1 protein-coding gene is annotated in these 832 nt (G+C 48.8%); it reads right to left on the bottom strand.

Annotated elements, in window-relative coordinates:
- Positions 1–55: 55 nt before the first annotated feature.
- Positions 56–832: S-layer homology domain-containing protein (locus tag IFU39_RS32455; RefSeq protein ID WP_192136484.1), on the bottom strand; the 777-nt coding region annotated here is incomplete at its 5' end.

Raw genomic sequence — 832 nt, 5'->3', positions numbered from 1 at the left:
AAAAAGCCTTTGCCGACCCCCAATGTCAGCAAAGGCTTTTCGTTTTAAATTGTGTTTATTGATCAATCAGGTTTGTTACTTTCAACATTCTTGCAATCAATGCAGTGACCTCAGCACGGGTCATCGTAGTCTTCGGACTCAGAACCTCTGGTCCATTACCTTGGATGATTCCGGCTGCAATCAACTGGGCTACATCTTCTTTCGCCCAATTCGATACATCCGCTGCATCACTGTAACGTTCCAGTTCAGCGTTCATCTGATCCGGGCTAATTGCCGCTTCCGGTTCAATCAGACGATACGCACGAGCAACCATGGCAAATCCTTGCTCACGTGTGATCTCCTGATTACCGTAGAAGTTCCCATTATCGTAACCGCGAACGATACCGAATTCATTCGCAAGGGCTACCGCAGATCGGAACCATGCGGAATCGCTGATGTCCGGGAATAGATTCTGTGGTGCATCCTGACGCATTAAGCCCAGTCCAAGCACAACAATCTCGGCAAACTCGGAACGAGTAACCTGACGGTTCGGTGAGAAGGTGTTATCTCCGTTGCCTTTCAGATCTAATCTCGCAGCGATATTGTTCACATCCGTTTTGCCCCAGTGGGATCTGGCATCTTCAAAATCCTGCGGATTCCAGATGACCGAGTAACTTCCGCTGCTGCGCAAGTCATTAATGAGTGCATAGTAACGACTATCGATCTTCGTGACAACCGTCGGTACATGGAAGATGCTACCGTCCGGGTTAATGATCACGCCTGTGGTAATCCGGTTCGGATCGATACCTTCTGGAAGTGCAATATACTTCGGTGCATAGCCGTTCAACTGGCC

The organism is Paenibacillus sp. CFBP 13594, from assembly GCF_014842675.1.
Classification (GTDB): Bacteria; Bacillota; Bacilli; order Paenibacillales; family Paenibacillaceae; genus Paenibacillus; species Paenibacillus amylolyticus_B.
The sequence above is the reverse complement of the archived record's forward strand: the minus strand, read 5'-3'. Positions and strand labels throughout refer to the sequence as shown.